7 protein-coding genes are annotated in these 9,187 nt (G+C 32.9%); 5 read left to right on the forward strand and 2 right to left on the reverse strand.

Features of this window, described 5'->3' with window-relative positions; genetic code table 11:
* Nucleotides 1-159: 159 nt before the first annotated feature.
* Together GRQ01_RS07280 and edd are read right to left on the reverse strand one after the other, a co-directional pair.
* The gene (locus tag GRQ01_RS07280) at nucleotides 160-786 is read right to left on the reverse strand and encodes a bifunctional 4-hydroxy-2-oxoglutarate aldolase/2-dehydro-3-deoxy-phosphogluconate aldolase (protein ID WP_158335105.1); all 627 of its coding nucleotides are present in this window, start codon (nucleotides 784-786) and stop codon (nucleotides 160-162) included.
* A gap of 8 nt (nucleotides 787-794) precedes the next feature.
* Nucleotides 795-2,597 carry a phosphogluconate dehydratase gene (edd, locus tag GRQ01_RS07285; protein WP_158335106.1) on the reverse strand — a complete coding sequence of 601 codons (1,803 nt, stop codon included), beginning with the start codon at nucleotides 2,595-2,597 and terminating at the stop codon, nucleotides 795-797.
* 149 nt (nucleotides 2,598-2,746) lie between these two features.
* Between edd and zwf the strand changes: the two genes are divergently transcribed.
* From zwf to GRQ01_RS07310, 5 genes are all read left to right on the forward strand, one after another.
* Nucleotides 2,747-4,147 carry a glucose-6-phosphate dehydrogenase gene (zwf, locus tag GRQ01_RS07290; RefSeq protein ID WP_158335107.1) on the forward strand — a complete coding sequence of 467 codons (1,401 nt, stop codon included), beginning with the start codon at nucleotides 2,747-2,749 and terminating at the stop codon, nucleotides 4,145-4,147.
* 177 nt (nucleotides 4,148-4,324) lie between these two features.
* On the forward strand, nucleotides 4,325-5,005 hold the full coding sequence (gene pgl / locus GRQ01_RS07295) for a 6-phosphogluconolactonase (RefSeq protein WP_158335108.1): 681 nt from the start codon (nucleotides 4,325-4,327) through the stop codon (nucleotides 5,003-5,005).
* The gene (locus GRQ01_RS07300) at nucleotides 4,986-5,990 is read left to right on the forward strand and encodes a glucokinase (protein ID WP_158335109.1); all 1,005 of its coding nucleotides are present in this window, start codon (nucleotides 4,986-4,988) and stop codon (nucleotides 5,988-5,990) included. The genes pgl and GRQ01_RS07300 overlap by 20 nt, the downstream gene beginning before the upstream one ends.
* A gap of 3 nt (nucleotides 5,991-5,993) precedes the next feature.
* Nucleotides 5,994-7,637 (forward strand): glucose-6-phosphate isomerase, encoded by a 1,644-nt coding sequence (gene pgi / locus GRQ01_RS07305; RefSeq protein ID WP_158335110.1) that lies wholly within the window; start codon nucleotides 5,994-5,996, stop codon nucleotides 7,635-7,637.
* A 9-nt stretch (nucleotides 7,638-7,646) separates the two neighbouring features.
* On the forward strand, nucleotides 7,647-8,843 hold the full coding sequence (locus GRQ01_RS07310; protein ID WP_158335111.1) for a sugar MFS transporter: 1,197 nt from the start codon (nucleotides 7,647-7,649) through the stop codon (nucleotides 8,841-8,843).
* Nucleotides 8,844-9,187: the final 344 nt, after the last annotated feature.

The raw sequence follows: 9,187 nt of genomic DNA on the forward strand, positions 1-9,187 counted from the left end.
AGGGTGAGGTCACAAGTTCAAGTCTTGTTAGGCCCACCATAACAGTACTAAAATCAAACTCCATTATTATTCTAAATAAAAGCAAATTTATAAAATGAACTTCTTAAGCATTATCAACTATAAGCTTGTTATAGTTGATAAAATACCTAGCAATTTAAATTAAGATTGAATTTGTTTTAGACTTGTTTGAGTGATTTGAGTGATTTTATCCCATTGTTTTTCTAAAATGAGTTCTTTAGGGCTTAGCCATGAACCTCCTACACAAAGGACATTGTTTAAATTTAAGTAGTTTTTTGTGTTATTTAAGTCAATGCCTCCTGTAGGGCAAAATTTCACTTCAGGAAAAGGTGAAGCGAAAGATTTTAGCATATTGACTCCTCCGCTAGCTTGTGCGGGAAAAAATTTTAAGTTTTTATAGCCAAATTCAAGTGCTAGCATGATTTCGCTTGCTGTGGCTACGCCTGGGATTAGGTTGATATCTATAGTTTTAGCTTCTTGTGCGAAGATAGGGTTTAAGCCGGGGCTGATGGCGAATTTTGCTCCGGCGTTTTTGGCTTCTTCTAGCATTTTTGAATTTAAGACAGTGCCTGCACCTATGGTGATTTGTGGGATTTCATTTGATATGAGTTTGATGGCTTTTATAGCATCTTTTGTTCTTAGGGTGATTTCTAGAATTTTAATCCCTCCTTTTAATAAAGCTTGGGCTAGTTCAATGCTTGTGTTTAAATCATAAATTGTGACTACTGGGATGATTTTGCTTATTTTTAAAATTTCTTTTGTTTGCATTTTTTTCCTTAATTAAAATATCCGCCAAAACTCATTGCACCAGTTTCAGCGCTTGAACTTTGTGATCTAAAGCCTGCGAAAAGCTCTCTACCACAGCCAAAAATTTCTTGATTTTGAAAAGGGGTGCTTTGTCTGTTTTGCCATTGATCTTTATCAAGCAAAACTTCAAGAATTCCATTTTTTGCATCAAGTAAGAGTAAATCTCCATTTTTGATTTTTGCTATATTTCCTCCAAGTAAGGCTTCTGGAGTCATGTGTATGGCTGCAGGGACTTTACCTGAAGCACCTGACATCCGCCCATCTGTGACAAGGCCTACTTGAAAACCTTGATCTTGTAAAATTCCTAAGATTGGAGTGAGTTTGTGTAGTTCTGGCATGCCATTGGCTCTAGGTCCTTGATAGGGTATAACGGCGATGAAGTTTTTTTGAAGTTCTTTGTTTTCAAAGCTTTTGAGAAATTCTTGTTGAGAGCGGAAGACTAAGGCTGGAGCTTCGATGATTTGGTGTTTTTCTTTGACGGCTGAGATTTTTATGACTGCTCTGCCTATATTGCCTTTGAGAATTTTAACGCCTCCGTCTTTTGAAAAAGGATTTTGGATGTTTGTTAATATGGTGTCGTTTTGGCTTTTTTCAACTCCTTTTTTATAAATGATTTTATTATCGATAAAAAAAGGATTTTGGGTGTAAGCTTGCATGCTTTTACCCATGATAGTGTCTACATCATCGTGTAATAATCCTTCTTTTAAAAGTTCATGGATGATAAAGGCTATGCCTCCTGCTGCTTCAAATTGATTGATATCGGCTTTGCCATTAGGATAAACCCTTGCTAAAAGAGGGATGATGCTAGAAATGGCATCAAAATCATCCCAGTTTATGATAATACCTGCTGCTCTAGCAATGGCTATTAAATGGATGGTATGATTGGTTGAACCTCCTGTTGCCATAAGGCCTATTATGGCGTTGATAATATTTTTTTCGCTAAGCAATTCTCCTATGCTTTTGATTTGGCTGTTTATCATATGAGAGGCGGATTGTCTTACTAGGGCTTCTCTTAGAGTGGTGTTTGGATTGATAAAAGCGGAATTAGGCAAATGCAAGCCCATGAATTCCATCATCATTTGATTGGAATTAGCGGTGCCATAAAAGGTGCAAGTGCCAACATCATGGTAAGATTTCATTTCGCTTTGAAGCAAGGCATCACGAGAAATTTTGCCTTCGGCAAAAAGTTGCCTAGCTTTGGATTTTTCGTCATTAGAAATTCCGCTAGTCATAGGGCCTGAAGGTATGAAAATGCTTGGTAGATGTCCAAAGCTTAAAGCGCCTATTAAAAGACCAGGGACAATTTTATCACAAACTCCAAGGTAAAAAACCCCATCAAAAACATTGTGAGAAAGCGCTATAGCCACACTCATGGCTATCACATCACGCGAGAATAAACTCAATTCCATGCCTTCATAGCCTTGGGTGATACCATCGCACATAGCTGGAGTGCCTCCTGCAAATTGAGCAAAAGCATTGTATTTAAAAACTTCTTTTTTGATGATATCAGGGTAGTTTTTAAAAGGTTGATGGGCTGAAAGCATGTCGTTATAAGCTGAAATTATGGCGTAATTGGATCCTTCGTTTTCTTTAATTTTTTCTTTAATATGCTTAGGAATGCTTGCATAAGTGTGAGCTAAATTCGCACAAGCTAGATTTTTTCTTTGGATTTTGCCTTTGTGGGTTTGGATGCGTTCTAGATAAAGTTCTCTTGTTTTTTTACTGCGATTTATGATTTTTTGCGTGATTTGATTGAGTTTTGTTTGCACCATTTTTATTCCTTGAAAAGTTTTGAAATTAAAATTTCTTAATTATTGCAATAATTATGCTATATTCTAGATAAAAATTCTAAATAATAGTTTTATTCTTGAGTTCTTATTTAAGAACGGAATTTTAAAATATAATTAATCAAGGGAAAATGATGCAAAATTTTAGATTTGTTTTATTTGGAGCTACTGGAGATTTGGCTATGAGAAAGATTTTTCCATCATTATATCAGGCTTTTTTAGATGGTTTATTGCCTTCTATGGGAAGGATTATTGCTACTAGTAGGAGTGCTTTTGATACAGAGCAATTTATAGAAGAATTAAATAATCGTTCTAAAATACATATTAAAAGTCATAATGATAAAAAATGGGAAGAATTTACACATATGATAACTTATTTAAGCATTAATTTAAATGAGATGGAAGATTTTTATTGTTTAGAAAAAGAACTTGGCGATAAGAGTCAAAATATTGTCATTTATTTTTCTGTTTCGCCTGAATTTTTTATGAAAGCATGTAGGAATTTAACGCTAGTGCATCTTAATCAAGCTAATGTAAAAATTATTTTAGAAAAGCCTTTGGGCGTGGATTTACAATCTTGCAAAGCTATCAATAATGAAATTGCTAAATATTACGATGAAAGTCAAATTTATAGAATTGATCATTATCTTGGAAAAGAAAGCATACAAAATCTTTTGATTTTAAGATCTTGTAATCCTATTTTTACTTCCTTGTGGAATAAAGAACATATTGATTATATAGAAATCAGTGTTTTTGAGACTTTGGGGGTTGAAAGTAGGGGGGAATTTTATGATAATACGGGTGCTTTAAGAGATATGATTCAAAATCATATTTTGCAAATTCTTTCTTTGGTGGCTATGAAGATTCCACAAAATTTTGATGCAGAATCTATAAGGCAGGCTAAATTAGAACTTTTGCGAAGTTTAAAGCCTTTAAATGATGAAGAGATGAAAAATAATGTGATTAGAGCACAATATACTAAATCAGGTGAGTTTAAAGCCTATTTGTCTGAAGATAATATAAAAGATAATAGTCAAACAGAAACCTTTGTCGCTATTAAGGCAGAGCTTTTAGAAGATGATTGGAAGGGGGTGCCTTTTTATATAAGAACGGGTAAGAGAATGGCTGATTCTTTTGCGCAAATTGTTGTGTATTTTAAAAACAAAGAACTTCCGAATTTGCATCCTAATAAGCTTATCATACGTCTACAGCCTGATAATGAAATTTCTTTGAATTTAAGGGTTAAAAAAATCGGCAAAACTATAGAATATGAGGAAAAAAATCTCATTTTAAATCTTAATAATACTGCCATTATGCAGCCTTATGAAAGATTGATTTTAGATGCAATAGAGGGTAATCAAACTTCTTTTAATCATAAAGAAGAGCTTGAGGCGGCTTGGGTTTGGATTGATCCTATTTTGGAAAATTGGAAAGCAAATAAAACGCCTTTGTATTATTATCTTGCAGGTAGTTGGGGACCTAAAGAGGTTTTTGATTTTATAAAGCAAGAGGGACATGAATGGCATAATTTTTAGTGTTTTAAGCTTTGGTTTTATTATTAGTGTTTATTTTTGATATTGTGTGCGAGATAAATGTGAAAATTTGAAACAAAAATATTTATATTTTCTTTAAATATAAATATATTAGCTAAAGTTATTAAGCAAAGCTTTGGTAAGCTTTATTATATATTATTTTAGATCTAAGGTGCATTTATGGCATTTAAATTATATCATTTTGAAAATACGCAAGAGTGTAATTTGGCATTAGCCAAGGCAATTGTCTCATCACTTAATAAATTTTTAGTTTTTCAAGATAGAGTCAATCTTGCTTTTTCAGGTGGAAAATCACCTATAAATTTTTTAGAATTATTAAATCAAGAAGACTGTGCTTGGCAAAGATGTAATATTTCTTTAGTAGATGAAAGGATTGTGGATTTAAACGATGAAAATAGTAATGCTAAGCTAATTACAACTCATTTTTTAAAAAATCTAGCCCAAAAATCCCATTTTCAAGCTTATTTTAAAAACGTTAACCTTCCTTTGGATGAACTTGTAAATGAAGCAAATATTTATTATAAACAACCTGATATTGCTGTTTTGGGCATGGGGCTTGATGGGCATACTGCTTCGCTTTTTTATGATGCTAAGGAATTTAATTCCTCTTTAACAACACAGCAAAATATTGTTTTAATTGAACCTAAAAATGCCCCTTATAAAAGATTGTCTATGTCTTTATCTGCTCTTGAAAAATGCAAGGAATTGTTTTTACTCATAACTACAGAAGAAAAATTAAAAGTCTTTAACGAAGCTCTTAAGGGAATTGATTCTAAATTGCCTATCTCTTATATACTTCACTCACAAAAGGTGGTGTGCAATGTCTACTTCTGCGAATAATAAATCTTACCCTAGGCTTTTGGCTGATATTGGAGGGACTAATGCTCGTTTTGCATTAGAAGTGGAGGCAAATATTATTGAAAATATAGAAATTTTAGCCTGTAATGATTATAACAGTGTTGTAGATGCTGTTAAAAAGTATTTAAATAAGGTTGGTAATCCTGTAGTGAAATATGGTGCTTTTGCTATAGCAAATCCTGTGATTGGAGATTGGGTGCAAATGACAAATCATCATTGGGCTTTTTCTATAGAAACTACAAGACAGGCTTTGGATTTAGAAGTGTTGATTTTGATTAATGATTTTACAGCTCAAGCTTATGCAATTTCAAGAATGTCTACAACAGATCTTGTCCAAATAGGTGGGACCTCTTGTGAAATCAATGCACCTAAGGCTGTTTTAGGTCCTGGTACTGGACTTGGCGTAAGTGGATTAATCCCTTGTCATAATGGAGGCTGTATCGCTTTAGCAGGAGAGGGGGGACATACTAGTTTTTCTCCTTTTGACGATACTGAAATGGCCATTTGGCAATATGCAAGGAAAAAATATGGCCATGTATCAGCGGAACGTTTTTTAAGTGGTTCTGGGCTTGTTTTGATTTATGAAGCTTTAGCTGATAGAGAAAGGGTGAAGAGTTTAAATATGACGCCTGAGCTTATTAGTGAGTATGCTTTAAGTGGTAAGTCGCCTTTGTGTCGTTTGACTTTAGATATTTTTTGTGCAATGCTTGGGACTGTTTCTGCTGATTTGGCTTTAACTTTGGGTGCTAGAGGTGGGGTTTATCTTTGCGGTGGGATTATTCCTAGATTTATTGATTATTTTAAAACCTCTCCTTTTAGAGTGCGCTTTGAAAATAAAGGAAGATTTGATGCTTATTTAGCAGCTATTCCTATATATGTTGTTTTGGCTAAGTATTCTGGAATTTATGGCGTGGCTGTAGCGCTTGAAAATCATTTAAGGGATTATTTTTCAAAAAAGCAGGGTTGATATATGGAAACTTTAACGCAATTAAATTCTTATAAAGCCTTGCAAAATCATTTTTTAGATATTAAAGATGTGCATATGAGATCTTTATTTAATGAAGATTTAAATAGGGGTTTTAGATATTTTTTAGAACTTGGAGATTTAAAGCTTGATTATTCTAAAAATCGCATGAATGATAAAACTTTAAAACTTTTATTTGATTTAGCACGTGAGTGTTCATTGAAAGAAAAAATTAATGCTATGTTTGAAGGTAAGAAGATTAATAATACCGAAAATAGGGCGGTCTTGCATACAGCTTTAAGGAATAAATCAGATTATGCGGTCAAGATTGATGATGTAGATATTATGCCAAATGTAAGGGAGGTTTTGCTTAAAATGCAAAATTTTTCCGATTCTTTGCGAGTGGGATCTTGGCTTGGTTATACCAATCAAATCATTACTGATGTTGTAAATATAGGCATAGGAGGAACTGATCTTGGGGTTTTAATGGTATGCAAAGCATTAAAAAACTATGCTCATCCAAGGCTTCATATGCATTTTGTTTTCAATGTAGATGGTACTCAATTACAAGAAGTTTTAGAAAAAGTTCATCCTGAAACGACTTTATTTATCATAGCGTCAAAAACTTTTTCTACTCAAGAAACTTTGACTAATGCTTTTACAGCTAGGAAGTGGTTTTTAGATCATGCTTTGGATGAAAAGCATATTGCAAAGCATTTTGTGGCAGTTTCAGCAAATAAAGAAGCAGTGAGGGAATTTGGCATAGATCTTAAGAATATGTTTGAATTTTGGAATTGGGTAGAGGGACGCTATAGTCTTTGGTCTGCTATAGGTTTAGCTATTATGATTTATTTAGGTAAGGAGAATTTTTCTTCTTTGCTTGAAGGGGCTTATTTGGTTGATGAACATTTTCGCAATGAGCCTTTTGAAAGCAATATGCCTGTGATTATGGCTTTAATAGGAATTTGGTATATTAATTTTTTTGATGCGGGCAGTCACATTATAGCTCCTTATGATTCTGTGTTAAGATATTTTCCTAAATTCATACAGCAGCTTGATATAGAAAGCAATGGCAAGCAAATAAGAAAGAATGGCAAAAGAGTTGATTATGATACAGGGGCTATAGTTTGGGGCGATGTGGGTATTAATGCACAGCATGCTTTTTTTCAGCTTTTGCATCAAGGAACGCATGTAAGTCCTATTGATTTGATTGTATCTTTACGAAAAAAAGGGCATCTTTCTCAACATCATGAAATTTTACTTAGTAATGTTTTTGCTCAAGCAGAAGCTTTTATGCTGGGTAAAACTCTTAAAGAAGTTGAAGAAGAAATGATCAAAAAAGGTTTTGAAAAAAAGCAAATTGAAAGACTTGCCCCGCATAGAGTTTTTTCAGGTAATAGACCTAGTAATACTCTTTTGCTTGATGATATTCATCCACGAAGCATAGGATCTTTAATAGCTTTATATGAACATAAGATTTTTGTTCAAGGAGTTATTTGGGATATTAACAGTTTTGATCAATGGGGCGTAGAACTTGGTAAAGATCTAGCTAAAACGATTTTAGCAGAATTACAAGGAGGGATAATGCAAGATCATGATAGTTCTACGAAACATTTAATACAAATTTATAAAAAATTTAATTTAATTTAAGGAGAAAGTATGCAAACAAAATCAAATAATTTTGCATTAATAACATTGACTGCTTTATTTTTCGCTATGGGATTTATTACGGTGTTAAATGATATTTTAATACCACATCTTAAGGCTATTTTTGAACTTAATTATTTTGAAGCAGCTTTGATACAGTTTTGTTTTTTTGGTGCTTATTTTATAACAGGAGGTTTTTTTGGGAAACTTTTAGAAAAAATAGGATATCCAATTGGAGTTGTTTTAGGGTTTGTCTTAACGGCTATAGGTTGTATTTTGTTTTATCCGGCTGCTTCTACAGCTTCTTATCCTATATTTTTAGGGGCTTTGTTTGTTTTAGCTAGCGGGGTGGTTCTTTTGCAAACTGCGGGAAATCCTTTTGTTACTTTACTTGCCCCAGGAAAAGAAGCTAGGATGTTGACTTTGGTGCAAGCATTTAATTCTTTAGGCACGACTTTAGGGCCAATTTTTGGTGCTGTTTTTATACTTTCAGGAACGGCTGAGTATGTAAGCAAGACTCAAGAGGCACAATCAGTCCAAATTCCTTATTTAATCATAGCGGGTGTTTTAATACTTTTAGCTATTTTAGTTTATCTTTTAAAGCTTCCTGATGTGAGAGAAAGAGCTGAGAAAATCAGTGAAGAAAATGATGATGGAAAAATAAGTATATTTGAATATCCTCATCTTGTTTTAGGTGCTGCGGCTATATTTTTTTATGTTGGAGCTGAAGTGTCAATTGGTTCGTTTTTGATTTTAACCATGAAGCAATTTGCTAATGTAGAAGAATTTTTAGGCGCAAAATATATAGCCTTTTATTGGGGTGGTGCTATGGTAGGAAGATTTATAGGAAGTGCAATAATGAGTGTCATACCTGCGAACAAATACCTGGCTTTTAATGCTGTTGTGAGTATTGTTTTAATCATATTAGCTGTTTTAGTAGGCGGAAAAATCGCAATGGTATCTTTAATAGCTATAGGATTTTTTAATTCTATTATGTTTCCAACTATTTTTTCTTTAGCTACAAAAAATTTAGGTAAATTTACCAGTCAAGCTTCAGGGCTTATTTGCATGGCTATAGTTGGAGGAGCGCTTATACCACCGGTTCAAGGTTTGGTTGCGGATTATTCTAATTTATTAATTTCTTATGTGGTTCCTATGTTGTGCTATTTTTATATTTTATTTTTTGCACTCAAAGGATATAAAAATTAGAAAATTTTTAAGTCTCATATAAAATTTCATATGAGGCTTATTATCTTTCATCTTCCCTTAAGCTTAATCTTGTATAATTTCAACTTTAACTTCTTAAAAATCAGTCAATATTTTTTTTAAGAATATGTTCTTTTTAATTAACATTGTTAAGAGTCACAAGCAAGTTTTAATAAAAACAATTTTACAAACTTGTTAAAGATAAAATATCTTCATTAAAGCATAGGCATAGTTTTAATATTAAGCTTTAATCCTAGCTTTTAGATATGATAAAACTTTAAATATGAAATATGATAAACTTTAACAAGGAAGTGATGCGTTTTAGAATCAAAAAAGGTAAGCTATTA

Origin of the sequence: Campylobacter bilis, assembly GCF_016806695.1 — a bacterium.
Classification (GTDB): domain Bacteria; phylum Campylobacterota; class Campylobacteria; order Campylobacterales; family Campylobacteraceae; genus Campylobacter_D; species Campylobacter_D bilis.

Bases quoted from the DNA above. Each gene is read 5' to 3' on its own strand.
- GRQ01_RS07280 (WP_158335105.1), bottom strand. From the start codon at position 786: ATGCAAACAAAAGAAATTTTAAAAATAAGCAAAATCATCCCAGTAGTC.
- edd (WP_158335106.1), bottom strand. From the start codon at position 2,597: ATGGTGCAAACAAAACTCAATCAAATCACGCAAAAAATCATAAATCGC.
- zwf (WP_158335107.1), top strand. From the start codon at position 2,747: ATGCAAAATTTTAGATTTGTTTTATTTGGAGCTACTGGAGATTTGGCT.
- pgl (WP_158335108.1), top strand. From the start codon at position 4,325: ATGGCATTTAAATTATATCATTTTGAAAATACGCAAGAGTGTAATTTG.
- GRQ01_RS07300 (WP_158335109.1), top strand. From the start codon at position 4,986: ATGTCTACTTCTGCGAATAATAAATCTTACCCTAGGCTTTTGGCTGAT.
- pgi (WP_158335110.1), top strand. From the start codon at position 5,994: ATGGAAACTTTAACGCAATTAAATTCTTATAAAGCCTTGCAAAATCAT.
- GRQ01_RS07310 (WP_158335111.1), top strand. From the start codon at position 7,647: ATGCAAACAAAATCAAATAATTTTGCATTAATAACATTGACTGCTTTA.